This is a genomic window from Rhizobium sp. FG113, from assembly GCF_057809895.1.
Map to the genome: position 1 here is coordinate 178,115 of NZ_JBMDKV010000003.1, position 26,463 is coordinate 204,577.

The 26,463-nt window shown below is 60.5% G+C and carries 25 protein-coding genes; 18 read left to right on the top strand and 7 right to left on the bottom strand.

Annotated elements, in window-relative coordinates; genetic code table 11:
• Positions 1-97 precede the first annotated feature (97 nt).
• Positions 98-451, top strand: a complete 354-nt coding sequence (clpS, locus tag ACODTZ_RS11105) for an ATP-dependent Clp protease adapter ClpS (RefSeq protein WP_018900019.1) — start codon at positions 98-100, stop codon at positions 449-451.
• A gap of 10 nt (positions 452-461) precedes the next feature.
• Positions 462-2,963 carry an ATP-dependent Clp protease ATP-binding subunit ClpA gene (clpA, locus tag ACODTZ_RS11110; protein WP_489025744.1) on the top strand — a complete coding sequence of 834 codons (2,502 nt, stop codon included), beginning with the start codon at positions 462-464 and terminating at the stop codon, positions 2,961-2,963.
• 75 nt (positions 2,964-3,038) lie between these two features.
• Here the strand turns inward: clpA and ACODTZ_RS11115 are convergent, their stop codons facing one another.
• The 5 genes from ACODTZ_RS11115 to ACODTZ_RS11135 all read right to left on the bottom strand — a co-directional run bounded on the left by ACODTZ_RS11115 (position 3,039) and on the right by ACODTZ_RS11135 (position 6,348).
• Entirely contained in the window at positions 3,039-3,329 is a 291-nt protein-coding gene (locus ACODTZ_RS11115) for a Dabb family protein (RefSeq protein WP_489025746.1), read from the bottom strand.
• Positions 3,330-3,399: 70 nt separating this feature from the next.
• Entirely contained in the window at positions 3,400-3,825 is a 426-nt protein-coding gene (locus ACODTZ_RS11120; protein ID WP_018900016.1) for an HIT family protein, read from the bottom strand.
• A 52-nt stretch (positions 3,826-3,877) separates the two neighbouring features.
• The gene (locus ACODTZ_RS11125) at positions 3,878-5,068 is read right to left on the bottom strand and encodes a GNAT family N-acetyltransferase (RefSeq protein ID WP_489025748.1); all 1,191 of its coding nucleotides are present in this window, start codon (positions 5,066-5,068) and stop codon (positions 3,878-3,880) included.
• A 93-nt stretch (positions 5,069-5,161) separates the two neighbouring features.
• Positions 5,162-5,881 carry a glycerophosphodiester phosphodiesterase gene (locus ACODTZ_RS11130; RefSeq protein ID WP_209190344.1) on the bottom strand — a complete coding sequence of 240 codons (720 nt, stop codon included), beginning with the start codon at positions 5,879-5,881 and terminating at the stop codon, positions 5,162-5,164.
• Positions 5,881-6,348 (bottom strand): RidA family protein, encoded by a 468-nt coding sequence (locus tag ACODTZ_RS11135; protein WP_489025750.1) that lies wholly within the window; start codon positions 6,346-6,348, stop codon positions 5,881-5,883. The genes ACODTZ_RS11130 and ACODTZ_RS11135 overlap by 1 nt, the downstream gene beginning before the upstream one ends.
• Before the next feature lie 136 nt (positions 6,349-6,484).
• Between ACODTZ_RS11135 and ACODTZ_RS11140 the strand changes: the two genes are divergently transcribed.
• From ACODTZ_RS11140 to lpxB, 15 genes are all read left to right on the top strand, one after another.
• Entirely contained in the window at positions 6,485-7,333 is an 849-nt protein-coding gene (locus ACODTZ_RS11140; RefSeq protein WP_489025752.1) for a cell envelope integrity EipB family protein, read from the top strand.
• 123 nt (positions 7,334-7,456) lie between these two features.
• Positions 7,457-8,140, top strand: a complete 684-nt coding sequence (locus ACODTZ_RS11145; RefSeq protein WP_197067341.1) for a pentapeptide repeat-containing protein — start codon at positions 7,457-7,459, stop codon at positions 8,138-8,140.
• A 215-nt stretch (positions 8,141-8,355) separates the two neighbouring features.
• Positions 8,356-9,123, top strand: a complete 768-nt coding sequence (rpsB, locus tag ACODTZ_RS11150; protein ID WP_047510222.1) for a 30S ribosomal protein S2 — start codon at positions 8,356-8,358, stop codon at positions 9,121-9,123.
• A 244-nt stretch (positions 9,124-9,367) separates the two neighbouring features.
• Positions 9,368-10,294 carry a translation elongation factor Ts gene (tsf, locus tag ACODTZ_RS11155; protein WP_489025754.1) on the top strand — a complete coding sequence of 309 codons (927 nt, stop codon included), beginning with the start codon at positions 9,368-9,370 and terminating at the stop codon, positions 10,292-10,294.
• Positions 10,295-10,387: 93 nt separating this feature from the next.
• Positions 10,388-11,110, top strand: a complete 723-nt coding sequence (gene pyrH / locus ACODTZ_RS11160; RefSeq protein WP_018900008.1) for a UMP kinase — start codon at positions 10,388-10,390, stop codon at positions 11,108-11,110.
• A gap of 55 nt (positions 11,111-11,165) precedes the next feature.
• Positions 11,166-11,726 carry a ribosome recycling factor gene (frr, locus tag ACODTZ_RS11165; RefSeq protein ID WP_018900007.1) on the top strand — a complete coding sequence of 187 codons (561 nt, stop codon included), beginning with the start codon at positions 11,166-11,168 and terminating at the stop codon, positions 11,724-11,726.
• A gap of 44 nt (positions 11,727-11,770) precedes the next feature.
• Complete coding sequence (locus ACODTZ_RS11170) at positions 11,771-12,517, top strand: isoprenyl transferase (protein ID WP_111561406.1); 747 nt, start codon at positions 11,771-11,773, stop codon at positions 12,515-12,517.
• The gene (locus ACODTZ_RS11175; protein ID WP_489025756.1) at positions 12,517-13,350 is read left to right on the top strand and encodes a phosphatidate cytidylyltransferase; all 834 of its coding nucleotides are present in this window, start codon (positions 12,517-12,519) and stop codon (positions 13,348-13,350) included. The genes ACODTZ_RS11170 and ACODTZ_RS11175 overlap by 1 nt, the downstream gene beginning before the upstream one ends.
• A 28-nt stretch (positions 13,351-13,378) precedes the next feature.
• The gene (rseP, locus tag ACODTZ_RS11180) at positions 13,379-14,512 is read left to right on the top strand and encodes an RIP metalloprotease RseP (protein ID WP_047510226.1); all 1,134 of its coding nucleotides are present in this window, start codon (positions 13,379-13,381) and stop codon (positions 14,510-14,512) included.
• Positions 14,513-14,707: 195 nt separating this feature from the next.
• Complete coding sequence (bamA, locus tag ACODTZ_RS11185; protein ID WP_047510561.1) at positions 14,708-17,047, top strand: outer membrane protein assembly factor BamA; 2,340 nt, start codon at positions 14,708-14,710, stop codon at positions 17,045-17,047.
• Positions 17,048-17,097: 50 nt separating this feature from the next.
• Positions 17,098-18,159 (top strand): UDP-3-O-(3-hydroxymyristoyl)glucosamine N-acyltransferase, encoded by a 1,062-nt coding sequence (gene lpxD / locus ACODTZ_RS11190; RefSeq protein ID WP_489025758.1) that lies wholly within the window; start codon positions 17,098-17,100, stop codon positions 18,157-18,159.
• Positions 18,152-18,619, top strand: coding sequence for a 3-hydroxyacyl-ACP dehydratase FabZ (fabZ, locus tag ACODTZ_RS11195; protein ID WP_047510230.1), 468 nt, complete (start codon positions 18,152-18,154; stop codon positions 18,617-18,619). Before lpxD ends, fabZ begins: the two co-directional genes overlap by 8 nt.
• Positions 18,616-19,434 (top strand): acyl-ACP--UDP-N-acetylglucosamine O-acyltransferase, encoded by an 819-nt coding sequence (gene lpxA, locus ACODTZ_RS11200; protein ID WP_489025760.1) that lies wholly within the window; start codon positions 18,616-18,618, stop codon positions 19,432-19,434. The genes fabZ and lpxA overlap by 4 nt, the downstream gene beginning before the upstream one ends.
• A gap of 3 nt (positions 19,435-19,437) precedes the next feature.
• The gene (locus ACODTZ_RS11205) at positions 19,438-20,319 is read left to right on the top strand and encodes an LpxI family protein (RefSeq protein WP_489025761.1); all 882 of its coding nucleotides are present in this window, start codon (positions 19,438-19,440) and stop codon (positions 20,317-20,319) included.
• Positions 20,316-21,497, top strand: coding sequence for a lipid-A-disaccharide synthase (lpxB, locus tag ACODTZ_RS11210; protein WP_489025763.1), 1,182 nt, complete (start codon positions 20,316-20,318; stop codon positions 21,495-21,497). Before ACODTZ_RS11205 ends, lpxB begins: the two co-directional genes overlap by 4 nt.
• Positions 21,498-21,530: 33 nt before the next feature.
• Here the strand turns inward: lpxB and gltA are convergent, their stop codons facing one another.
• Positions 21,531-22,820, bottom strand: a complete 1,290-nt coding sequence (gene gltA / locus ACODTZ_RS11215; protein ID WP_018899997.1) for a citrate synthase — start codon at positions 22,818-22,820, stop codon at positions 21,531-21,533.
• Positions 22,821-23,114: 294 nt separating this feature from the next.
• Here gltA and ACODTZ_RS11220 point away from each other — a divergent pair, with 294 nt between their 5' ends.
• Positions 23,115-25,562 (top strand): ComEC/Rec2 family competence protein, encoded by a 2,448-nt coding sequence (locus ACODTZ_RS11220; RefSeq protein WP_489025765.1) that lies wholly within the window; start codon positions 23,115-23,117, stop codon positions 25,560-25,562.
• Here ACODTZ_RS11220 and lexA read toward each other — a convergent pair.
• Positions 25,556-26,281 carry a transcriptional repressor LexA gene (lexA, locus tag ACODTZ_RS11225; protein ID WP_018899995.1) on the bottom strand — a complete coding sequence of 242 codons (726 nt, stop codon included), beginning with the start codon at positions 26,279-26,281 and terminating at the stop codon, positions 25,556-25,558. The two genes, ACODTZ_RS11220 and lexA, sit on opposite strands and share 7 nt — an antisense overlap.
• Between the last annotated feature and the right edge of the window lie 182 nt (positions 26,282-26,463).

Consider the following 26,463-nt stretch of genomic DNA (forward strand, 5'->3'; position numbering starts at 1 on the left):
TAAAATCGCTCTATTATGAACTAAGTTAGTAGTCAGACATTCGGCGGGTAAAGCACATCTCCCATGCTCCGCCGGGTTGATCGAGGAACGAATGAAAATGATCGCAACGCCCGTCCGGATGCAGGATGATAGCGAAAGGAACGGGGACAACGGAAATCGCGGCACCTCGGTCATAACGCGCACCAAACCGAAGACCAAGAAGCCTAACCTGTACCGCGTACTTATTCTGAACGACGACTACACGCCCATGGAATTCGTCATCCACATCCTGGAGCGGTTTTTTCAGAAGGACCGTGAAAGTGCCACCCGCATCATGCTGCATGTCCACAACCACGGCGTTGGCGAATGCGGAACATTTACATACGAGGTGGCGGAAACCAAGGTGAGCCAGGTGATGGACTTCGCCCGACAGCACCAGCATCCGCTGCAATGCGTCATGGAAAAGAAGTGAGGATCTGAACGTGCCAACATTTTCGCCTAGTCTTGAGAAGGCGCTCCATCAGGCACTGACCTTTGCCAACGAGCGGCATCACGAATATGCGACGCTCGAGCATCTGCTGCTCGCCCTGATCGACGACGCCGATGCGGCAGCCGTCATGGGTGCCTGCAACGTCGATCTCGTCGCGCTGAAGAAGACGCTCGTCGAATACGTCGACAATGAACTTTCCAACCTGATCACCGGTTACGATGAAGACTCGAAGCCCACCTCCGGCTTCCAGCGTGTCATTCAGCGTGCCGTGATCCATGTGCAGTCGTCCGGCCGCGAGGAAGTGACCGGCGCCAACGTGCTCGTCGCCATCTTCGCCGAGCGCGAAAGCCACGCTGCATACTTCCTGCAGGAGCAGGAAATGACCCGCTACGACGCGGTCAACTACATCTCGCACGGCATCGGCAAGCGCGCCGGCTCTTCGGAGAACCGCACGCCGCGTGGCGCCGAGGAAGGCGAAGCCGAGAGCAAGCCGAATGCCGCGCGCGGTACCGAGGAAGAAGGCGGCGCCAAGAAGCAGCAGGACGCCCTGAAGGCTTACTGCGTCAATCTCAACGAGAAGGCCAAGACCGGCAAGATCGATCCGCTGATCGGTCGTCACGCCGAGGTCAACCGCACCATCCAGATCCTGTGCCGCCGTTCGAAGAACAATCCGCTCTACGTCGGCGATCCTGGCGTCGGCAAGACGGCGATTGCCGAAGGTCTGGCCAAGCGGATTATGGAAGGCAAGGTTCCGGAAGCGCTGGCCGATGCGACGATTTTCTCGCTCGACATGGGCACGCTGCTCGCCGGCACGCGCTATCGCGGTGATTTCGAAGAGCGCCTGAAGCAGGTCGTCAAGGAACTCGAGGAGTATCCTGGTGCCGTTCTGTTCATCGACGAAATCCACACGGTGATCGGCGCCGGCGCCACCTCTGGCGGCGCGATGGATGCATCGAACCTCTTGAAGCCGGCTCTGTCTTCGGGCGCGATCCGCTGCATCGGTTCGACCACCTACAAGGAATATCGTCAGTTCTTCGAAAAGGACCGCGCTCTGGTGCGTCGCTTCCAGAAGATCGACGTGGCTGAGCCGTCCATCGACGACGCCATCGCGATCATGAAGGGGCTGAAGCCTTACTTCGAGGAATATCATCACCTGCGCTACTCGAACGATGCCATCAAGACGGCGGTCGAGCTGTCGGCGCGCTACATCTCCGACCGCAAGCTTCCGGACAAGGCGATCGACGTGATCGACGAAACCGGCGCGGCCCAGATGCTGCTGCCGCCATCCAAGCGCCGCAAGCTGATCACCGAGAAGGAAATCGAGGCGACCATCGCCACGATGGCCCGCATCCCGCCAAAGAGCGTGTCGAAGGACGACGAAGCCGTTCTCGCCAATCTCGAGCAGGAACTGCGCTCGGTCGTCTACGGCCAGGACCTCGCGATCGAAGCACTGTCGACCTCGATCAAGCTGGCGCGCGCCGGCCTGCGTGAGCCGAACAAGCCGATCGGCTCCTACGTTTTCTCCGGCCCGACTGGTGTCGGTAAGACGGAAGTGGCAAAGCAGCTGGCCTCGTCGCTCGGCGTCGAGCTTCTGCGCTTCGACATGTCCGAGTACATGGAGCGGCACACGGTCTCGCGTCTGCTCGGTGCACCTCCCGGCTATGTCGGCTTCGACCAGGGCGGTCTCTTGACCGATGGCGTCGACCAGCATCCGCATTGCGTGGTTCTGCTCGACGAAATCGAAAAGGCCCATCCCGACATCTACAACATCCTGTTGCAGGTGATGGACCATGGCACGCTGACCGACCACAACGGCAAGAAGATCGACTTCCGCAACGTCATCCTGATCATGACGACCAATGCGGGCGCGTCGGAAATGGCAAAGGCCGCCTTCGGCTTCGGTTCGTCCAAGCGGACGGGCGAGGACGAGGAAGCGCTGAACCGCATCTTCACGCCGGAATTCCGCAACCGTCTCGACGCGGTCATCCCGTTCGCACCGCTGCCGACAGTGGTCATCCACAAGGTCGTGCAGAAGTTCATCATGCAGCTCGAAGCCCAGCTTTCCGAACGGAATGTCACCTTCGACCTGCACGAGGATGCGATTTCGTGGCTGGCCGAGAAGGGCTACGACGAAAAGATGGGCGCCCGTCCGCTGGCGCGCGTCATCCAGGACGTCATCAAGAAGCCGCTGGCCAATGAAATCCTCTTCGGCAAGCTGAAGAAGGGCGGCGTTGTCAACGTCACCGTCGGACCGAAGGAAGACGGCAAGCCGGGCATCATCCTGGAAGCCGTGTCGGACACCGCGCCGATCAAGCCGAAGCCGGAAGCCGAGGTCGTACACCCCGAGGTGGACGACGAGGATGACGGCGAGCTGAAGACGAAGGCCAAGGCCAAGAAGGCCACGGTCAAGAAGTCGAAGGCAGCGGCGGTTGCCGAGCCCGAGGTCAAGAGCGCGCCGAAGAAGGCCGCGGTGCCAAGGGTGCCGAAGAAGTAAGGCAATTGAAAAAGGCGGCTCTCGGGCCGCCTTTTTCATGTCTTTGAGCCTGTGCCTCCGACAAGCGAACGCTGGTCAGAGCGGTGTATAGTCGATCTCGAGAAACTCTTCGACCTCAGGCACCCAATGATCGCGGACAAAGGCCGTGTGTACGGGATGCTCGTTGTAAGCGTCGTATCCGGCCTGATTCTCGAACTCCATCGAAAAGCCGAAAGCGAAGTTGTTCTTGCGGCTAGTCTGCCGCAACTGCTCGAAGTTTCTCACGCTTGGGATCGTGGTGAGGATGAGTGCTGCGTCAAGAAACGCCTTTTCCTCGGCGGATCCTTCCGCGTGCTTCAGGCGAAATGCCACGGTATGACGTATCATCGGTGTCCTCCTGATGTGGGTGTGTTCAGCTCAAAGCTCGACTTCATCGATCAAAGCTCGGCTTTGTCGATCAAAGCTCCGCTTTGATCTTCTCGGCATTCGCAGCCAGCACGGCGCCATCTTCCATCTGGCCGGAATGCGGCTTCAGCGCGATGCCTTCGTGGCGCGGGATGACGTGGAAGTGCAGGTGGAAGACGGTCTGGCCGGCTGCCGGTTCATTGAACTGGCAAACGAACACGCCATCGGCGTCGAAGGCTTCCTTCACCGCGTTGGCGATCGTCTGGACGACGGGGATGGTCTTGGCGAGTGCGGCCGGATCGGCGTCGAGAAGGTTGCGCGAGGCGGCCTTCGGCACAACGAGCACGTGGCCCGGCGCCTGCGGCATCACATCCATGAAAGCCAGCGTATGCTCGTCCTCGTAGACCTTGACCGAGGGGATCTCGCCACGCAGGATCTTGGCGAAGATGTTGTTGGTGTCGTAAGCCGCGCTCGTCATCTTATCTCTCCTGATGGTGTCGTCTTCGCGTAGCGCGGCTGAGGCGAGGGCGTCAATCCTCCTGTAGCCGCTCGCCGCGACGGAACGGGCTGTGCTCGCTCAAAATCTCGTTCATGTGCTCGACGTCATCGCGCTCGCGGGCGAGGTAATCGCCGATCGCCTGGCGAAGGCCTGCATGGGCGACATAGTGGGCTGAATGCGTTGTCACCGGCAGGTAACCTCGGGCGAGCTTGTGCTCTCCCTGCGCGCCTGCTTCCACCCGCTTTAGCCCCTTGGCGAGCGCGAAATCGATCGCCTGGTGATAGCAGACCTCGAAGTGCAGGAAGGGATGATCCTCGATGCAGCCCCAGTGCCGGCCGTAGAGCGTTTCGGAGCCGATGAAGTTGATGGCGCCGGCGATATAGCGGCCATTGTGCTTGGCCATGACAAGCAAGATATCCTCGGGCATGCGCTCGCCGATCAGCGAGTAGAATTCCCGCGTCAGATAGGGCCGTCCCCATTTGCGGCTGCCGGTATCCATGTAGAAGGCGAAGAACTGGTCCCAGATATCCTCGGTCAGGTCGCTGCCGGTCAGCCAATCGATGCTGATGCCGTTTTCGAGTGCTGCGCGGCGTTCCTTGCGAAGCGCCTTGCGTTTGCGCGAGGCGAGCGTTTCCAGAAATTCATCATGGTTGGCATAGCCTTCATTGATGAAGTGGAACTGCTGGTCGGTGCGGTGCAGATACTCCTCGCTTTCCAGCACCGCCATCTCGTCGTCGGGCACGAAGGTGATGTGCGCGGAGGATACGCCAAGCCGTCGCACGACTTCCTTCAGGCTTTCCGCCATCGCGTCCTGTACGGCGAGACGCGGATAATCCTCGGCGACCAGTAGGCGCGGGCCGGTGGCAGGCGTAAAGGGGATGGAGCATTGCAGCTTCGGATAATAGCGTCCGCCGGCGCGCTCGAAGGCGTCGGCCCAGCCATGGTCGAAGACGTATTCGCCCCGGCTGTGGTTTTTCAGATAGCCGGGCAGTGCGCCGACGAGGCGCCCGTCGTCCGTCTCGAGCAGCATGTGGTGCCCGAGCCATCCCGTCTCCGCCGTTGCCGATCCCGATTCCTCGAGCGACGACAGGAAGGCATGCGAGACGAAGGGATTGTAGGCGATCGAAGTGCTTGATCGGGAAGCCCCGGCGAGCGTGGACCAGCTCTCCGGGGAAATCGCGGTGAAAGACCGCTCTATGCGGATTGAAAGTTCATCAGTCATGGAGCGAATGCGAGACCGTTTCAATGATTTGGGGGCATTGCCAGTCTGCGCATATCTTGATGAAAAAGCGAGGGCTTGTTGAAAAAGCGAGCGTCAAACGGACGCGCGCGGGTCGAAGCCCTCGAAGGTCATTTGGTCGGCGTTCTCGAAGGTGTGCTTGCGCGCCTTCTCGTCACGAACCGTCCAGGTGATGACGACGATGCCCTTTTCGCGCTCTGCCGTGATGAACGGGTTGGGCAGGTCGGCAAAGAAATAGGAAATGAAGTCGAGACCGTGTTTCATAGCCTTTTCATGGGCTTGAAACTCCTCCGGCTTGTTTCCACCGGCCGTCAGCCCGATCGGGTAGGGCGCGTTCAGCGCCTTCAGTTCCTTCAAGAGCCAATGGTCGAAGCTCATCAGCGCCACCTGGCCTTCATAGCCCTCGAGCTCTTCCAGCACCGCTTCGACGAAGCCTTCATCGTCGGTTTCTCGGCCCTTGAGCTCGATCACGAGCGGCACTTTTCCCTTCACAAGTTCGAGAAGTTGGCGAAGCGTCGGGATCTTGTCGGCCGTTCCGCCGACCGAGAGCATGCCAAGTTCCTTCGATGTACGCTCGCGCACGTCGCCTTTCAGATTGCAAAGGCGCTCGAGATTCTCATCGTGAAAGACGACGGGAACGCCATCCGAGGCATAGTGCAGGTCGCATTCGATCGCGAAGCCTGCCTCGACCGCGCGCGCGAAAGCCGAAAGCGTGTTCTCCCACACGACCTTGTTCTGGTCGTGATAGCCGCGGTGAGCGACGGGACGTTCCTTAAGCCATGCTGCAGAGGTCATTATGCGATTTCCATGATGGCATCGATTTCGACGGCGGCGTTCAGCGGCAGCGCCGCCATGCCGACGGCGGCACGGGCGTGCTTGCCGGCATCGCCGAGAACATTGGCGATCAGGTTCGACGCGCCGTTGATGACGAGGTGCTGCTCGACGAATTCAGGCACGGAGGCCACGAAGCCGTTCAGCTTGATGACGCGCTTGATGCGGCTAAGATCGCCGCCGAGTGCTGCACTTGCCTGCGCCAGGATGTTGATGACGCAGAGTTCAGCAGCGCGTTGGCCCGTGGCGACGTCGACATTGCGGCCGAGGTGGCCGGTGACCGCGATCTTGCCGTCTTCGATCGGCAGCTGGCCGGAGATGTAGAGGACGTTGCCCGAGATGACATAGGAAACGTAGTTGGCGGCGGGTGCTGCAGCCTGGGGCAGGGATATCCCCATCTCTTTCAGCCGTGCTGCGATCTGATCGGACATTTTTCTCTCCGCTTTTATTGTGAATAGTTCTAAAACTATGCATCTGGGCTTGAATCAATTTTGTGACACGATCGAGCCTCGATTTAGCCGGATGCGTTCTTATAACATCGTTGGTGAGTCCAACAGGAGATTATCAATGGTCCGATCGAGTCTTGCCGCGCTGTTGCTTGCAGGCGTTTCGGCAACCGCTCATGCGGCGACACCCGCAGCCGGCGCAGTGATGGCCACGGGCCTGATCGCGCATCGGGCGATCTACGAGCTGGAACTGAAGGATGCGTCGGAGCGCTCCGGCATTTCGGGCATGTCCGGCCGGATGGTCTACGAGTTCGACGGTGACTATTGCACCGGCTACACCACGAAGTTCCGCTTCGTCACGCAGATCGACACCGGCGATGCCGTGCGCGTCAGCGATCAGCAGACCAATACGTTCGAGAACTTGAAGGACCGCAAGTTCACCTTCGACACCAAGTCGTTTACCGACGACCAGCTCGACAAGGAAGTGAACGGCGCGGCCCAGGATCAGGCCGATGGAACTAAGGTCGATCTGAAGCAGCCGTCAAGCAAGGAGCTGCAGCTGGCCGCAAGCCGCTTCCCGACCGAGCACATGATGGATGTCATCAAGAACGCCAAGGCCGGCAACCGCCTGTTCGAAGCCCGCGTCTTCGATGGCTCCGACGATGGCGACAAGGCGCTGGCGACGACAACGGTTGTCGGCAAGGCGGTGACACCTGTCAGCGTCGAGGCCGATGCCGGCAATGCGGGCGCCTTCTCCAAGACCTCGTTCTGGCCGGTGACCATCTCCTATTTCAACGAGAACACCAAGACGGACGCCCTTCCGGTCTATCGCATGTCGTTCAAACTCTATGAGAACGGCATCACGCGCGACCTGACGATGGATTACGGCGATTTCGTCCTGACCGGCAAGCTCTCCAAGCTGGAGCTTCTCGACGCCAAAACATCACCTGTAAGTAATTGCACTCGTTGAGCGATTTCACCGTTTCAGTTTGACACGGTATGCAAAGCGACGCGCTCTGTGCTAGAGATCGCTCTATAGTGAGCATTGACGGCAAGCGGAGTGCATATTTTGCCAGGCTTTAGAGTATCGATCATGGCCGTGACGGCCTTGGCTGTCGCCATGCTGGCGGCTGCATTTTCTAGTTCGATCTCCGCGGCCGATTGCGGCTCGACCGCCTCCGCGGGTATAGATTGGGGTGGCTGCAGCAAAAAGAACCTGATGCTGCAGGATGGCGATTTCGAGAAGGGGAACCTCGCCGACGCCGATTTCACGCTCACCAATCTCAGCCACAGCAATCTCGCCTCCGCCAACCTGGAAAAGGCGACGCTCGTTCGTACCTGGTTTACCGGCTCCGATCTGACGAAGGCAAATTTCTCCAAAGTCGAGGCCTATCGCTCCGGCTTTGAGGGCGTTAAGGCCGAGGGCGCCAATTTCACAGGCGCGGAGCTGCAGCGCGCCAACTTCAGTGGCGCAACGCTGAAGGGCGTCAATTTTGAAAAGGCTGAACTCGGTCGCGTCAACTTCAAGGGCGCAGACGTTACAGGCGCGAATTTCTCGCTGACCAACCTGTCGCGCGCCGATCTCAGCGGCGCCACCTTCACCGGTCCGATCTCGTTCGACCGCGCCTTCCTGTTCCTGACCAGGATAAGTGGATTGGATCTGTCACAGGCGACCGGCCTTGAAGAGGCGCAGGTGGCACTAGCCTGTGGCGATTCGAAGACCAAGCTGCCTCAGGGCATGGCGACGCCGACAAGCTGGCCCTGCGACGCCGACTGATCCGCCCAAGGGTCCGGAATGTGCCTAAAGGCCGGGCGTGGCGGTTATTTTGCCGATAAGGCTTGATTTTCCGGGGCGGGGAGGGTATGGCCCCCGCATTCCACACGTAAGGCATGGGATTGTCCGGGAGAAATCCGGATGGTTCCGCCCGGTGGCATTCTCGAAGAGAGTGCTGTTCGCCTTGCGGAGGTTCAACCGGAAAAGGATAACAAGGCATGGCATTGCCCGATTTTTCTATGCGCCAGCTGCTTGAAGCAGGCGTCCACTTTGGTCACCAGACTCACCGCTGGAACCCGAAGATGAAGCCGTACATTTTCGGCGATCGTAACAACATCCACATCATCGACCTCGCACAGACGGTTCCGCTTCTGTCGCGCGCTCTGCAGGCTGTTTCCGACACCGTAGCTCGTGGCGGCCGCGTTCTGTTCGTCGGCACCAAGCGCCAGGCTTCCGAGCTCATCGCTGACTCGGCCAAGCGTTCCGCTCAGTATTACGTCAACTCGCGTTGGCTCGGCGGCATGATGACCAACTGGAAGACGATTTCGAACTCGATCCAGCGTCTGCGCAAGCTCGACGAGATCCTGTCTTCGGAACAGTCCGGCTACAACAAGAAAGAGCGCCTGAACCTCGAGCGCGAGCGCGAAAAGCTCGACAAGGCTCTCGGTGGTATCAAGGACATGGGCGGCACGCCGGACCTGATGTTCATCATCGACACCAACAAGGAAAAGATCGCGATCGACGAAGCCAAGCGCCTCGGCATCCCGGTTGTCGCGATCATCGACTCGAACTGCGACCCGGACCTGATCGACTATCCGATCCCCGGCAACGACGACGCTTCGCGCGCCATCGCTCTTTATTGCGACCTGATCTCGCGCGCTGCCATCGACGGTATCGCTCGTCAGCAGAGCTCGTCGGGCCGTGACCTCGGTGCATCGATCGAAGCTCCGGTTGAGCCGGCGCTCGAAGGCGAAGCCGAAGCCTGATAAAAGAAGCAGGCGGATCTAATGGTCCGCCGTGCTTTCCAGAGATTGGGAAAAGGCCGCTCGCGACTTTCATGAAGTTGGGCGGCCTTGACCATTTCAGGCGAGGGGAAAAGTCTCTCGCCATTTGAGTTTCGTTATGACGCGTCATTCATCACGCTGTCATACATACAGGTACATTTCGTGCCTCAATCCGGTGCCGCACCGCCTTTCGCGGGCCACCGTTTGAACCGACAAGAGGAAGCTTATGACCGAGATTACGGCTGCACTGGTGAAGGAACTGCGCGAGAAGTCCGGCGCAGGCATGATGGACTGCAAGAAGGCGCTGGTGGAAAACAACGGCGACATCGAAGCATCGATCGACTGGCTCCGCGCAAAGGGCATCTCGAAGGCCGACAAGAAGGCTGGTCGCGCTGCTGCTGAAGGCCTCGTTGCCATCGCTGGCGCCGGCCACAAGGCTGTTGTCGTCGAGCTCAACTCGGAAACCGACTTCGTTGCCCGTAACGACGCCTTCCAGGATCTGGTTCGTGGCATCGCCAACGTTGCCCTGACGACCGACGGTTCGGTTGAAGCCATCTCGGCTGCGGCCTACCCGGCATCCGGCAAGCCGGTTGCCGACACCATCAAGGACGCGATCGCCACCATCGGCGAAAACATGACGCTGCGTCGCTCTGCCAAGCTCGAAGTCGAGCATGGCGTTGTTGCGACCTACATCCACAACGCTGCCGGTGACGGCATCGGCAAGCTCGGCGTTCTGGTTGCCCTGAAGTCGGAAGGCGACAAGGCTGTCCTGACCTCGATCGGCCGCCAGGTTGCCATGCACATCGCTGCGACCAACCCGCTCGCGATCCGCGCTGAAGAAGTCGACGCTACCGTTGCAGAACGCGAACGCAACGTCTTCATCGAGCAGGCTCGCGAATCCGGCAAGCCGGAAGCCATCATCGAAAAGATGGTTGACGGCCGCATGCGCAAGTTCTTCGAAGAAGTCGCTCTTCTCTCGCAGGCTTTCGTCATCAACCCCGACCTGACGGTCGGTGCTGCTGTTGAAGCCGCTGCCAAGGAAGCTGGCGCCAAGATCGAAGTCGTCGGCATGGCGCGCCTCCTGCTCGGCGAAGGCGTCGAGAAGGAAGAGAGCGATTTCGCTGCTGAAGTAGCTGCTGTCGCCAAGAGCTGATCGTCCTATATATGTGAAAACAGAAGGGCATCGCGTGACAACGCGGTGCCCTTCGTGTATCCGGCACTCAGCGGTAATATACGAGGAGCCAAGATGTCGTCAGAGCCTGTCTACAAACGTGTTCTACTCAAGGCTTCCGGCGAAGCCCTCATGGGCAGCCAGGGATTTGGAATCGATGTAGCGGTGGCCGACCGCATTGCGGCCGACATAGCCGAAGCGCGGCAGATGGGTGTGGAAGTCGGCGTCGTCGTTGGCGGCGGCAACATCTTCCGCGGCGTGGCCGTCGCTTCCAAGGGTGGTGACCGCGTCACGGGCGACCACATGGGCATGCTCGCGACCGTCATCAATGCGCTGGCGCTGGCGACCTCGCTGCGCAAGCTCAACATCGATACGGTGGTGTTGTCGGCGATCGCCATGCCGGAGATCTGCGAGAGCTTCTCGCAGCGCGCCACGCTTTATCATCTTTCGCTGGGCCGTGTGGTGATCTTCGCCGGTGGTACCGGCAACCCGTTCTTCACGACCGACTCGGCCGCAGCGCTTCGCGCCGCCGAAATGGGCGCCGAGGCAATCTTCAAGGGCACGCAGGTCGACGGTATCTATTCCGCCGATCCGAAGAAGGTGCCCGATGCCACGCGCTTCGACCAGCTTACGCACAAGGAAGTGCTCGACAAGGGCCTCGCCGTCATGGACGTTGCGGCAGTCGCGCTGGCACGCGAAAATTCCATTCCGATCATCGTCTTCTCGATCCACGAGAAGGGCGGTTTTGCTGAAATCCTTAGGGGCGGCGGTCTGAAGACCATCGTTACCGACAACTGACAGAGTGGCGGCGCCCAAAGCGCGCCGCAGCTTCTACCGAGACGGGAGCACTGCTATGAGTGAAGGCATCGACATCAACGATATCAAGCGCCGCATGGATGGCGCGATCAACGCGTTCAAGAGCGATATCGCATCGCTGCGCACCGGTCGCGCATCGGCGAACATCCTCGACCCGGTCACGGTCGAAGCCTATGGTTCGCGCGTGCCGCTCAACCAGGTCGCGAATGTGACCGTGCCGGAGCCGCGCATGCTCGGCATTTCGGTCTGGGACAAGTCGATGGTCGGCGCTGTCGATCGTGCGATCCGCGAAGCCAATCTCGGCCTCAACCCGATCGTCGACGGCCAGAATCTGCGCATTCCGCTGCCCGAACTCAACGAAGAGCGGCGCAAGTCGCTCGTCAAGGTCGCACACGACTATGCCGAGAAAAGCAAGGTTGCGATTCGCCATGTTCGCCGTGACGGCATGGACGGCCTTAAGAAAGCCGAAAAGGACGGTGTCATAGGGCAGGACCTGAGCCGCTCGCAGTCGGATCGTGTGCAGAAGATGACAGACGACACGATTTCTGAGGTCGACCGCTTGCTTGGCGAGAAGGAAAAGGAAATCATGCAGGTCTAAGGCGCAAAGCGCCTGCGCCTTGGACCTTAAAAACCGGACGGGAAATGTTGGAAAGAACATTTGTGACTGTGCCTGAACACGTTGCCATCATCATGGATGGCAACGGTCGGTGGGCAAAGCAGCGGGGGTTGCCGCGCACCATGGGGCATCGCAAGGGCGTTGACGCCGTGCGTGAGACCGTGCGCGCAGCGGGCGACATCGGGGTCAAATATCTCACCCTCTTCGCCTTCTCGTCGGAGAACTGGCGCCGTCCGGAAACCGAGGTGTCGGACCTTTTGGGCCTGCTGAAGGCTTTCATTCGCCGCGACCTCGCCGAACTGCACAAGCAGAACGTGCGCGTGAAGATCATCGGCGATCGCCACAGCCTGCAGAACGACATTCTCGATCTCCTGATCGACGCCGAAGAGACCACCAAGGCCAACACGGCGCTTACCCTGATCATCGCCTTCAACTATGGCTCGCGCGACGAGATCGCCCGCGCCATGGCAAGCTTGGCGCGCGATGTCGAGCAGGGGCGGTTGCGCTCGCAGGATATCACGCCGGCGCTCATCAATGGCCGGCTTGATACCGCCGGCATCCCGGATCCCGATCTCATCATCCGCACCAGCGGCGAAGAGCGCCTGTCGAACTTCTTGCTCTGGCAGGCCGCCTATTCGGAATTCATCTTTATCCCCGACTACTGGCCGGATTTCAGCCGCGAGACGCTTTACGCGGCGCTTGAGACCTTCGCTTCCCGCAACCGCCGCTTTGGTGGTCTGGTCGCCGAAACCGCGGCGGCGGTAGGAACCTGATGCACCGCGAACTTCAGCTTCGTATCATCTCGGGCATCATCCTCGCCGTCATCGTGCTTGCCGCGACATGGTACGGCGGGCTCGCTTTCAGCCTTTTGGCGGCCCTGATCGGGCTTTTGATCTATTATGAGTGGTCGACAATCACCCGCCTCGCTAGCGAGCAGCCGGTCGCCAATGCGGTCGGCTGGATCGGGCAGGCGGCGATCGCGGTTGCTGTCGTATCCGGCACTGTCGGCTATTCGCTGATCCTTCTCTTGTTGTTCTTTGCCGTCGCGGTCGGCTTTGTCGCCACCCGTGGCGTATCGCGCTGGTTCCCGGCGGGCATCGTCTATGCTGGGCTGACCGGGATAGCGCTCGCGAACATTCGCGGCAGCGATGCAGCCGGCCTGCACGCGATGCTCTTCGTCTTCGCTGTCGTCTGGGCGACCGACATCCTCGCCTACTTCATCGGCCGCGCCATTGGTGGACCGAAGCTGGCACCAAGGATCTCGCCCGGCAAGACATGGTCGGGTGCGATCGGCGGCGCCGTCTGCGCGGTCATCGCCGGCGTGCTGGTGGCCTACGCGGCATTTCCCGATGGTGTCGCACTGGCGGCCTTCGTGGCGCTCGTGCTGTCCGTCTGCAGCCAGTCGGGTGACCTCTTCGAATCCTTCATCAAGCGCCGCTTCGGCGTCAAGGATTCGAGCCGTCTCATTCCGGGGCACGGCGGGGTCATGGACCGGGTTGACGGGCTCATTTTCGCCTGTTTTGCGGCGTTCTTGCTAGCCGGGCTTTTTTCGCTGATAAAGGGCGGAGAAATGGCGTCGCTGGGCGCGGCCTTGTTCGGCGGATAATGTCGATAGAGGCTGATGGAAGGATTTTATGGCAGGCTTGACCGAAGTTTTTGGGTTTCTGACGGGATATATCGTTCCTTTCGTGCTCGTGCTTTCTCTCTTGGTGTTCGTGCACGAGATGGGGCACTACCTCGTCGGTCGCTGGAGCGGCATCCGCATTCTGGCGTTTTCGGTCGGGTTTGGCCCGGAACTCCTAGGGCGAACCGACAAGCACGGAACGCGCTGGAAGCTCTCGCTGATCCCGCTCGGCGGCTATGTCAGGTTCTTCGGTGACGAGGATGCGTCGAGCAAGCCGGATGAGGACAAGCTCGCGCAGATGTCGGACGAGGAGCGGGCGCGGTCATTCGCCGGCGCCAAGCTCTGGAAGCGCGCGGCAACCGTCGCCGCCGGCCCGATCGCCAACTTCATCCTGGCAATTGCCATCTTCACCGTTCTGTTTTCGATCTACGGCCGCTCTGTCGCCGATCCCATCGTTGCGCAGGTCAAGCCGGGCAGCGTTGCCGCAGAAGCTGGCGTCGTGCCGGGTGACCTCTTGATCGCGATCGATGGCGGTAAGGTGCAGACCTTCGACGATGTGCGCCGATACGTCAGCATCCGTCCGATGCAGCGCATCGTTGTGACGATCGAACGCAACGGTGAGAAGATCGACGTGCCGATGGTGCCTGAACGCACCGAAATGACCGACCAGTTCGGTAACAAGATCGAGATCGGCCTGATCGGTATCGTGACCAATCAGGACGTTGGACACTTCCGCCAGCAGACCTACACGCCGCTTGAAGCGCTGCATGAGGGAACGCTGCAGACCTGGCACATCGTCACCGGTACCTTCAAATATATCGGCAATCTGGTGTCCGGTTACATGAAGCCGGACCAGCTGGGTGGCCCGATCCGTGTCGCGCAGGCATCCGGCCAGATGGCGACGCTGGGCGTTGCAGCTTTGCTTCAGCTGGCCGCCGTATTGTCGGTTTCGATCGGATTACTGAACCTGATGCCGGTTCCGGTACTTGATGGCGGCCATCTGATGTTCTATGCGATTGAAGCTGTGAGGGGAAAGCCGTTGGGATCGTCGGCTCAGGAGGTTGCGTTTCGCATCGGCCTGGCCATGGTTCTGAGCCTGATGGTTTTTGCCACCTGGAACGATATTAGTGCTCTGATCGGCTGATAGCGGGACGAGGGAAAATTACGATTTATTTACGATGTTTCAAAGCTGTAGTGGCGAAAGCGTCACGCTTTGAAATGAAGTAAACAGAAATTAACTAGCTCCCTTGCTTGTATATCAAAAGCGGGTAAAACGACACACGTGACCGGAATCGGGGGACGCCTGGTGATGGGGACGAGAAAAAAGGTAATGGGTGAAATGAAGGCTGGTTCAAGATTTTTGAACGCAGTATCGGCGGTTGCGCTGTCTGCAGGTATTGTTGCGTCGGGGGCTGGTGCAACGGTGTTCATCTCGGCTTCTGCTGCCGAGGCTGCAGTCATTCAGCGTGTTGACGTCCGTGGTGCAAACCGCGTCGGCGCCGAAGCTGTGCGGTCCAACCTCACGATCCAGCCCGGCCGGAGCTTCTCCAATACCGACATCGACGACTCCGTAAAGCAGCTCTACGACACGGGCTACTTCTCCGACGTCAAGATCTCCGTTTCCGGCAGCACGCTGGTTGTTACTGTTGAGGAAGCTCAGCTGATCAACCAGGTCGTGTTCAACGGCAACCGCAAGATCAAGGACGACAAGCTTGCAGCGGTCGTCAAGACGCAGTCGTCTGGCGCTTACAACGAAACCCAGATCCAGGCCGATATCCAGTCGATCAAGGACGCTTATGCAGCGACCGGTCGCAGCGAAGTCGAAGTGACGACGCAGGTCGTTCCGCTCGGCCAGGGCCGCGTCAACCTCGCATTCGTCATCAATGAAGGCGACCGCACGAAGATCGATTCGATCAACTTCGTCGGCAACAACGCCTACAGCTCTGGCCGTCTTGCATCGGTCATTGCCACCAAGCGAAGCAACTTCCTGTCCTTCCTGACCCGCAAGGACGTCTACAGCGCTGACAAGCTGCACGCAGACGAAGAAGCGCTCCGACAGTTCTATTACAACCGTGGTTACGCCGACTTCCGCATCGTGTCTTCGGACGCTGCGTTCGACGAGACGACCAACAAGTACACGCTGACCTTCAACATCGAAGAAGGCCCGCGCTACGACTTCGGCGCAATCTCCGTTCAGTCCACCGTTCAGGGTGTTGACGGCGCGCAGCTTCAGGGTCTCGTTCGCACCCATGAGGGCCAGGTCTACAACGCCAAGGAAGTTCAGAAGTCGATGGAAGCGATTTCGGATCAGGTGGCTTCGGCCGGCTATCCGTTCGCTCGTGTCACGCCGCGTGGCAACCGCGACCTGAACAACAACACCATCGGCGTCGAATACCTCGTCGACCAGGGCGAAAAGGCCTACGTCGAGCGTATCGAAATCCGCGGCAACAGCCGTACGCGTGACTACGTCATCCGTCGCGAGTTCGACATGAGTGAAGGCGACGCCTTCAATCAGCAGATGATCACCAGAGCCAAGCGTCGTCTTGAGGCTCTCGGCTACTTCTCGACCGTCAACATCTCGACCCAGCCCGGTAGCTCGCCGGACCGCGTTGTCGTTGTTGTCGACGTTCAGGACCAGGCAACCGGTTCGTTCGGTATCGGCGCGGGTTACGCGGCCGGCGGCGACGGCCTGCTGCTCGAAGCCTCGATCGAAGAAAAGAACTTCCTTGGACGCGGCCAGTACATCAAGGTGTCTGCCGGTGGTGGTCAGGAAGGTTCGCGTACCTACGGCCTGAACTTCACCGAGCCTTACTTCCTCGGTTACCGTCTGGCTGTCGGTTTCGACATCAACCACAGCGAGACGTCGAGCAACGACAACTACGATTACGAAGAAAACAATGTCGTTCTGCGCGCGACCGCGCCGATCACCGAAGATCTGGCGACGACGTTCCGCTATAACTACAAGCAGATGAAGTACGATCCGTCGGGATCGCTCTCTGATCTGTCCACGCCTTACCAGGACCTCGTCAACAACAGCCCGTGGGTAAAGTCGTCTGTGTCGCAGACGCTGACCTACAACACGCTGGACGACATGGTTCTTCCGCGTGAAGGTATCTACGCCAGCCTGACGCACGAAATCGCCGGCCTCGGCGGTGACTCGCAGTTCTACAAGATCTACGGCAAGGCGCGTTACTATCACACGCTCGCTGACGACGCCGACATCATCGGCTCGGTTGCCGGTTCTGCCGGTTACGTCGTCGGCTTCGGCAAGGATCTGCATGTCTTCGATCAGTTCACGCTGACGAACGGCGACATCCGCGGCTTCGAGAACAAGGGTATCGGCCCACGCGTTGGCGGCGGTCCGGATGATCCGCTCGGCGGCACGACCTACTTCACCGTTTCGGCTGAAGCATCGTTCCCGCTTCCGGCTTTCCCGCGTGACTTCGGTCTGCGCGGCGCGGTCTTCGCGGACGCTGGTACGCTCTTTGGCAACAAGGTCAACGTCAGCGGTTCCGAGTTCGTGAACGGCGAAGATGCTTCGCTGCGCGCTTCCGTCGGTGTCGGCATCGTCTGGAACTCGCCGTTCGGCGCTCTGCGCGTCGACTACGCGATCCCGGTCCTGAAGGAAGACTACGACAAGGTTCAGCACTTCAAGTTTGGCATCAACAACCAATTCTGATATCGGCAGTCCGGAACCGTAAAATCGAATTCCGTTCTGGAGATTTGCCGATGGAGCAAACCTATTTCTTTCCGCCCCATGACGGTGTGAAGCTCTCGGAGCTAGCGCAAATTCTTGGGGCGGAACTTGCCGACCCCAAACATGCCGACATCGTGATCCGTTCCGTTTCGCCCGTAAATCGGGCGAAGGCGGGCGATCTCTGTTACGTCATTTCCAAGAAGAGCAAGGACGAACTCGTGACATGCGAGGCGTCCGCTGTGCTGGTCAGTTCGGCATTGCAGTCGATCGTGCCGGCGCATGTGCCTGTTCTCGTGTCGAAAAACGCTCATGCCGCGTTCGCGATGGCTGGTGGGCTGCTCTATCCGAGCGCCTTGACGCCTCAGCGGCTGCGCTCTGTGAGCGCTGATGTGTCCGACCGCGCGTCTGTCGATCCAACGGCGAGACTGGAAGCGAATGTCGAGATCGAGCCGTTTGCCGTGATCGGCGCTCATGCCGAGATCGGTGAGGGCACGCGCATCGGCGCTGGCGCCATCATCGGGCCAGGCGTCAAGATCGGTCGTGATTGCACGATCGCCAGCGGCGCCAGCATTCTGTGCTCGCTGGTCGGCAATCGCGTCATCATCCACAACGGCGCGCGTATCGGCCAGGACGGATTCGGCTACGCGCCGGGCCCTCGCGGCATGATCAAGATCGTTCAGATCGGCCGCGTCATCCTGCAGGATGACGTCGAGGTCGGTGCCAACACTGCGATCGATCGCGGCACGATGGACGACACCGTGATCGGCGAAGGGACGAAGATCGATAACCTCGTCCAGATTGGCCACAATGTTCGCATCGGTCGCCATTGCGCCGTTGTCTCGCAGGTCGGCATCGCCGGAAGCGCCATTATCGGCGATGGCGTGCAGATCGGTGGTCATTCTGGTATTCGAGGCCATATAACAATTAACGACGGTGCCCAGATCGCTGCCATGAGCGGCGTAGTGTCCGACATCCCCGCCGGGGAGCGCTACGGCGGCATACCTGCACGGCCGGCGCATGACTTTTTGCGCGAAGTCGCGGCAGTCATGATGCGGACGACGGGCCCCAAGAAAACGGGAGAAAAGAATGGCTGAAGAAGTCAAGAAGTCGCTTTCCTCGGCTGACATCATCGAAATCATGAAGTTGCTGCCGCATCGCTATCCGTTCTTGCTGGTCGATAAGATCATCGACATCGACGGCGATGATTCCGCGATCGGTATCAAGAACGTGACGGCTAACGAACCGCATTTCACCGGACACTTCCCAGAGCAGCCGATCATGCCTGGCGTCCTGCTGGTCGAAGGCATGGCCCAGACGGCCGGCGCTATCTGTGCGAAGAAAGAGGGCGAGAGCGGCAATCTGGTCTACTTCATGACCATCGACAACGCCCGTTTCCGCAAGCCTGTGGTTCCTGGCGACCGGGTGGAGTACCATGTCGTCAAGCAGAAGCAGCGCGGCAACATCTGGAAGTTCCACTGTGATGCGAAGGTCGATGGAGCGCTGGTCGCCGAAGCCGATATCGGCGCGATGATCGTGCGCAAGGATCAGGCATGAGCACGATCGCAGCCAGTGCTAGCATTCACCCGATGGCAGTCGTCGAAGACGGCGCCGTAATCGGCGAGAACGTCAAGATCGGTCCGTTCTGCCATGTCGGCCCGCGGGTCGTGCTCGGCGACAACACCGAAATGCTCCCGCATTCGATCGTCAGCGGCATCACAACGCTTGGCAAGGGGTGCCGGATCTTCCCGATGGCTGTCATCGGCGGCGATCCGCAGAGCGTCCATCATGGCGGCGAAGACACGACCTTGACGGTCGGCGACAATTGCACGATGCGCGAAGGTGTGACGATCAACACCGGTACCGCCGATTTCGGCGGCAAGACCATCGTCGGCAACAACAATCTGTTTCTCGCCAACTCGCACATCGCCCATGATTGCCGCGTCGGCAACCACGTCATCATGTCCAACAACGTGATGCTTGCCGGCCACGTGGTCATCGAGGATCGCGTGATCCTCGGCGGCGGTTGCGCCGTGCACCAGTTCACCCGCGTCGGCCGCCACGCCTTCGTCGGCGGTCTGTCGGCCGTGAGCTACGACGTCATCCCTTACGGCATGCTGAACGGCAATCCCGGTCTTCTCGGCGGCCTCAACGTCGTCGGCATGACGCGTGCAGGCGTCGACCGCGCGACGATCCATATCGTGCGCCGTGCCTACAAGGCGATCTTCGAGACCGAAGGCAATCTGCGCGACAACGCCGCCGCCATCCGCGAGGAGTTCGCCGATTGCGAGCAGGTCGTCCAGATCCTCGATTTCATTGCCGCCGAAAGCGATCGCGCGCTCTCTTCTCCGACGCGGGGACAGAAGGGATAAACCTTGTCTCCAGAAAGTGACACGGCAAAAGGCCGCCTGGCGATCATCGCCGGCAGCGGCTTTTTGCCGTCCTATGTCGCGGAAGCCGCCAAGAGCGCCGGCGAAGACCCTCTCATCATCGCGCTGAAAAACGAGACCGACCGATCCTGGGAAGGCTTCGAGCATGCCATCGTCGGCGTCGGCGATTTCGCCGCCATCGACGGCATGCTGGATAGCCACCGCATCGAGCGCGTCGTAATGTCCGGCGCCGTGCGCCGGCGGCCGGAATGGCGTGAAGTTCGCCCGACGCTGAAGACGCTCGCAAGCATTCCATCGACCATTCGCACGCTGCTGTCTGGCGGTGACGATACCGTGCTGCGCATGGTGATAGGACTGATCGAGAAGAACGGCCGCCGCGTCATCGGCGTGCAGGAGATCGCGCCGGATCTTCTGGCCGCCGTCGGTCCGCTCGGCGCGATTGCGCCATCATCAGAGGACGTCAAGGATATCGCCAAGGCGGGATCGGCAGCCGACGCGCTCGGCCGCCTGGATGTGGGGCAGGGCGCCGTCTCTGTCGGCGGTCGCATCGTGGCGCTTGAGGGTGTCGAGGGAACTGATAGCATGCTGCAGCGTGTGGCAGATCTGCGCGCCGCCGGACGCATCTCGGCGCGCCGTCGTGGTGTCTTGGTCAAGCTCTGCAAGCCGCAGCAGGACCTGCGCGCCGATCTGCCGTCGATCGGCATCTCGACAATCGAGAATGCCAGCAAGGCCGGCCTGGCGGGTGTTGCGATCGAGGCCGGGCGCGCACTGATCCTGGATCGCCCGGCAGTCATATCGGCGGCAAAGGAAGCCGGTATCTTCGTCTGCGGTCTGGATCGTGGATTGCCATCCTGGGGGCTTGAATGAGCGAGCGTGCATTGAAGGTCGCGATCATCGCGGGCGAAGTCTCCGGTGATCTTCTGGCGGCCGATCTGATCGCCGCGCTGAAGCAGCAATATGCGGGGCCAGTCGAGCTCATCGGTGTCGGTGGCGAGGGGCTGCAAGCACAGGGCCTGACATCGCTGTTCGATTTCTCCGAGTTGTCGATCATGGGCATCACCCAGGTTCTCGCCAAGCTGCCGACGCTGGTCAAACGCATCCGCCAGACGGCGGCGGCCGTGATCGCCGCCAAGCCCGATGTGCTCGTTATCGTCGACAGCCCCGATTTCACCCACCGCGTCGCCAAGCGCGTGCGCACGGCGCTGCCCGACCTGCCTGTGGTGAACTACGTCTGTCCGAGCGTCTGGGCGTGGAAGGAATACCGCGCGCAGCGCATGCTGCCCTATATCGATCATGTGCTCGCCGTGCTGCCCTTCGAGCCCGAGGTGATGCGCAAGCTCGGCGGTCCGCCGACAAGCTATGTCGGCCATCGCCTGACCGCTGATGTCGATGTTCTCGCGACCCGCAAGGCGAGGGCGGCAAGCAAGCCGCGCCCCGCGCATGAGCCGAAGACGATCATGCTCCTGCCGGGCTCGCGCGGATCAGAGATCACGAAGCTCTTGCCCTATTTCGGCGACGCAGTGGCCGAGCTCTCCGCCCGCAACGAAGGCATGCGCTTTGTCCTGCCGACAGCGCCGCGCCGCGAGGCCATGGTGCGCGAGATTATCAAGGATTGGCCGGTCAAGCCCGACGTGGTGACGGGCAAGGACGACAAGTGGAAGGCATTCGCCGAGGCCGACGCCGCCATGGCCGCATCCGGCACTGTCATCCTGGAACTGGGGCTTGCAGGCGTCCCCACGGTCTCGGCTTATAAGGTCGATTGGATCATCAAGCTGATGACTGGCAAGATCAAGATCTGGACGGCGGCGATCCCGAACCTCGTCGCCGATTACGCGGTCGTGCCCGAATATATCAACGAAGTCGTGCGCGGCGCGAGTTTCACCCGCTGGGCCGAGAAGCTCTCATCCGACACCTTGCCGCGTCGCTCGATGATGGAGGGATACGATCTCGTCTGGGAGCGGATGCAGACCGAAAAACCGCCCGGCGTCCACGCCGCGGAAATCGTGCTCCATGTGCTGAAAAACAAAAAACCCGGTCACAACTGACCGGGTTTCTTTTTAAGCTTCGATGCGTCGAGATTAACGCTTGGAAACCGGAACGTAGTCGCGCTGCGCTTCGCCGATGTATAGCTGGCGCGGACGGCCGATACGCTGCTGGGGATCCTCGATCATTTCGTTCCACTGTGCGATCCAGCCGACGGTGCGCGCGAGAGCGAACAGAACGGTGAACATGGTCGTGGGGAAGCCGAGAGCCTTGAGCGTGATACCCGAATAGAAGTCGATGTTCGGATAGAGCTTCTTCTCGATGAAGTATGGATCGGTCAGCGCGATGCGCTCGAGTTCCATGGCGACGTCGAGCAACGGATCGTCCTTGATGCCGAGCTCGCCTAGCACTTCATGCGTGGTCTTCTGCATGATCTTGGCGCGCGGGTCGTAGTTCTTGTAGACGCGGTGGCCAAAGCCCATCAGGCGGAACGGATCGTTCTTGTCCTTGGCGCGGGCGATGTATTCAGGGATGCGGTCAACCGTGCCGATTTCCTGCAGCATGTTGAGAGCCGCTTCGTTGGCGCCGCCGTGGGCAGGGCCCCAGAGGCAGGCAATGCCGGCTGCGATGCAGGCGAACGGGTTTGCGCCCGAGGAGCCGGCGAGACGAACGGTCGAGGTCGAAGCGTTCTGCTCGTGGTCTGCGTGCAGGATGAAGATGCGGTCCATGGCGCGGGCAAGCACCGGATTGACCACATATTCCTCGCAAGGAACGGCAAAGCACATGCGCAGGAAGTTGGACGCGTAGTCGAGGTCGTTCTTAGGGTAAACGAAGGGCTGGCCGATATGGTACTTGTAGGCCATGGCGGCGATCGTCGGCATCTTGGCGATCATGCGCAGCGAAGCGACCATGCGCTGGTGCGGATCGGTGATGTCGGTGCTGTCGTGGTAGAACGCCGACAGGGCGCCGACGCAGCCGCACATGACGGCCATCGGATGCGCGTCGCGGCGGAAGCCGGTGAAGAAGCGGCTCATCTGCTCGTGCACCATTGTGTGGTGCGTCACGCGGTAGTCGAAGTCTTTCTTCTGCGCGGCCGTCGGCAGTTCGCCGTAGAGGAGCAGGTAGCAGACTTCGAGGAAGTCGCCCTGTTCGGCCAGCTGCTCGATCGGGTAACCGCGATGGAGCAGAACGCCCTCGTCGCCGTCGATATAGGTGATTTTCGATTCACAGGATGCGGTCGAGGTGAAACCAGGATCGTACGTGAAGGAAGCCGTGTTCTTGTAGAGGGCGCCGATATCGATGACATCAGGTCCGATCGTGCCGCTCTTGACCGGCAGGTCGACCGTTTTCTCACCGAGTTTTAGTGTTGCGCTTTGATCCGTCATTCTGATCCTCCAAACTGGCGGTTGGCGCCTTAAAAGCGCCATAGGGTTAAGCGTCGTCTGCGATAGCTATATGATCGCGCGCCTAATGCCAAGTTACCGTGATGCCATTTTGTGCATCGCAGTATCAACTTTTGAGCACTGCTGAGATGCCGTCTCCGCATAGCGGAAGCCAATGATAATCCTGACATTTTCGATGGTTTTATTTCCCGTTTGAATTCAAACGATTATAGTTGCGTTTCGGTTCCGCTGGCCTCATTCTGATTGCAGGTCAGGGTGGCTTTCGGGTGTCGTTGCATGCCGGAGTTGAATGCCAGTCACGTCGTTTTGATGCCACCCGAAGCGGCGCAAATTGCCAATTTGCCGGCCGTACCAGGGCAAAATGCCCGTGCCATAATGACGCGCGCGCCGTTGACGCAGTCGACGTCGGGTTTTCTGAGTCGCGCAAGCCGAGGGATCGGCCGCCAGGCAGCCGTTGCAGCACAAGCGTTCAGCACGGAATTCGATCACGGCCGCTTCTTCCTGGCGTCGCCCATCTTCCTCGGCGCTGGCGCCATCGCCTGGTTCCGCCTTGCTGTCGATATCCCGCCCTCACGGCTCCTTGCCTGGGCTGTGCTGTTTGGTCTCGTCTTCGTTCTGGCGGGCGCTGCGCGCGTTGCCACCCGCCGTGTGGCGATATCAGGCCTGCTAGTCGTCCTTGGCATGTTCGCGGCGCAACTCGAGACCTGGCGCGCTGATACCGTCGTGCTTGATACAGCGGTGACGACGACTGTGACCGGCCGCGTGGAACGGCGCGAGGGCGACGACAACGGCCGCTGGCGCTATATCTTAAGGGTAACGCGCACGGACGAGCCCTCTCTCAAGCGGCCGCCACAGCAGGTCTCGCTGGTCGCGCGCGCAGGAGCGCCCGTTGGGGTCGGTGGCTGGTTGACCGGCCGCGTGCGCCTCACGCCGCCGGCAGGACCTGCGCTCCCCGAACTCAACGATTTCGCCTTCTCTGCCTATTTCGACGGCATCGGCGCCAACGGCTTCTTCTACGGCATGCCGCAGACCATCGCGTCGCAGACCGATATCGCCGATCTCTCTGCCGCCGATCGCGCCGTGGAATGGCTCTACGGTCTGCGCAGCCGGATTGGCGACCGCATCCGCAGCATCCTGCCTGATGATACCGGCGCCTTCGCCGCCTCGCTGGTCACCGATGAGAGACGTGCCATCTCCAACGAGACGACGGAGGCGCTGCGCCAATCCGGCCTCGCCCATATCGTGGCGATATCAGGCCTCAACATGGCCCTGTCAGCCGGCATCTGCTTTGTCGGGCTGCGGCTGTTCTTTGGACTGTTTCCTGGCTTCGCGCAGGCCTATCCGACCAAGAAGTTCGCCGCCGGCAGCGCGCTTCTGGCGTTGACGGCCTATTACATGATCTCAGGCTTCGCGGTCTCGGCCGAGCGCGCCTTCATCATGATGGCGATCATGCTTGTCGCGGTGCTGTTCGATCGCCCCTCGATCAGCCTGCGCAACATCGCGCTCTCGGCGCTGCTGATCATACTGATGTCCCCATCGGAGGTGCTCGGTCCCAGCTTCCAGATGTCCTACGCCGCGACACTGGCGCTGGTCGCGGGCTTTGCTGTCTGGACCAGGAGGCGGCCTCGCGAAAGCGTTCTTCTCACGCATCCCGCGATAAAGCCGGTCATGGTCACGCTTCGCTTCTTCGGCGGCATCGCGCTGACCTCGATGATCGGCGGTTTCTCGACGGCGCTGTTTTCGATCGAGCATTTTCACAGGTTGAGCGGCTACGGCCTTCCCGCCAACCTGCTCGCCATGCCCGTCATCTCCTTCATCGTCATGCCTTTCGGAATGCTCGCGATGTTAGCGACGCCCTTTGGTCTGGACGCGCCACTATGGACCGTCGCGGGCTTCGGGCTGGATCTGGTGATCGACATCGCCAAGATGGTTTCCGGCTGGGGCGGCAGTGTCGATATCGGGCGGATACCGCAGTGGTATTTCGCGATCGCCGTGCTCGGCTTCCTAGTCTGGGGGCTGATGCGGACACGGCTGCGATGGATCGGTGCTGTGGGGGCCGCGCTTGCAACGCTCGTCGTTGTTCTGCTGCCTGCGGCATCTGCGCCTGAGCTGGTCGTCTCCGAGGACGGAAGCCTCGTGGCAGCAGTTACAGGCGACAGTCTCGCCAGCAACCGCGAACGCCCGCCCGACTTCATCTTCGGGCAATGGCAACGCGCGCTCGCGATCGAAGAACACAAGCCGCCTGACATGCTTGAAGGCGAGGCCTTGCCCATCCCGAAGAGGGGAGAGCCACGACCAAGGCTGACACTGAAACAACAAGGCGAAGCCCGCGCCATGATGCGCGATGCCGCAGCGTCCACAAATGACAGCGCTTTTCAGTGCCTCAAGACGGCCTGGTGCGTAACATCGCTCGACAGCGGCTACATCATCGCAACGCTCGAAAACGCCGCCTATCTCGGTCCCGCCTGCGATGTGGCCGATATCGTCATCACGCCTGTCCGTCTGCGCCAGGCGACATGCCGTTCCGGCGCAATGCTATTGACCGGCGAAACCCTCAGGCGATCAGGCGCCGTCGAAATCCGCATCGACGAGCAGGGGGCGCCTGTCGTCAAAACCGCTTATGAAAGCCTCGGTCGTCCCTGGATGCGTCATCGCGCCTATGACTGGCGCAACGACAGCTTCAGCGATGATCCGTCACCAACTAGTGACGTCACCACTCAGTGATACCGGCGAATAAGCCCGACGAGCTTGCCCTGAACCTTGACGCGGTCGGGCCCGAAAATACGCGTTTCGTAAGCCGGGTTCGCGGCTTCCAGCGCGATCGAGGCGCCCTTGCGGCGGAAGCGCTTCAGCGTCGCTTCCTCGTCATCGACAAGCGCCACAACGATATCGCCGGGGTTGGCGGTGTTGCCGTTGCGGATGATGACGGTGTCGCCGTCGAAAATGCCGGCTTCGATCATCGAGTCGCCCTTGACCTCGAGCGCGTAGTGCTCGCCGGAGCCGAGCATGTCGGCGGGGACGGTGATGTCGTGGGTGTTGTTCTGGATCGCCGAGATCGGCACACCGGCGGCGATGCGGCCCATGACGGGAACGGACGCTGAGTTGCCGTTGTCGGCGCTCGGCGCGGCCTTCGGGGCAGGGGCTGCGGCCACCGGCTGCGGCTTGCCGAGGCTGCCTTCAATGACGCTCGGCGAGAAGCCGCGTCGCGGCTGCAGGCTCGGATTATAGGCTTCCGGCAGCTTGATGACCTCAAGCGCGCGCGCTCGGTTCGGCAGCCGGCGAATGAAGCCGCGCTCTTCCAGCGCGGTGATCAGCCGGTGAATGCCGGATTTTGATGCGAGATCGAGTGCATCCTTCATTTCATCGAAGGATGGCGGAACGCCCGACTCTTTCATCCGCTCATGAATGAACAGAAGCAGTTCTTGTTGCTTGCGTGTCAGCATCGAAATGAACCCCAGAGTCGTGAAACAAAGCCAGAACGGACACTATATGTTCCATATGTGTTCCGCAAGTGCCTAAATTTTCGTAAAACTTGGCTCGGAATCGTCGCGATTTTGCACTTCATTCGATTTAACCGCGCCGGCCTCTTGCATTGTGGCGAAAGCCAGCGCACATCTCTGCCGAT